The following is a 255-nucleotide window of genomic DNA, read 5'->3' as shown; positions in this document are numbered from 1 at the left end:
CCGGTCGCCCAGATTCGTCACGCGGCCATCGATGTTCGTCACCTGGTCACCCAGATTGGTGATCGACGTGGTGTTCTGCTCGACCTGCTGGTTCGTGGCATGCAGCTGCGAGCCGTTCACCGCGTCCGTGCTCGTCGACGACAGTTCGCCTTCGGCCACGTTCGTGACCTTCGTGCCATTGCTGTCACCGCCCAGCGTGACCGTGCCCTTCGTGGCATCGTCGTAATGCACCGCCAGCGGGTCCGTCCCGCCGCC

General features: G+C 65.1%; 1 protein-coding gene. It reads right to left on the bottom strand.

Going from position 1 to position 255, the window contains the following annotated elements:
* Positions 1–255, bottom strand: a 255-nt coding sequence (locus tag AB4Y34_RS42400) for a hypothetical protein (RefSeq protein ID WP_368719370.1), incomplete at both ends; no start/stop codon positions are given.

Source organism: Paraburkholderia sp. BR10954, assembly GCF_040965775.1.
In the GTDB taxonomy this organism is placed as follows: Bacteria; Pseudomonadota; Gammaproteobacteria; order Burkholderiales; family Burkholderiaceae; genus Paraburkholderia; species Paraburkholderia youngii.
This window is presented reverse-complemented; position numbering and strand designations above follow the sequence as displayed.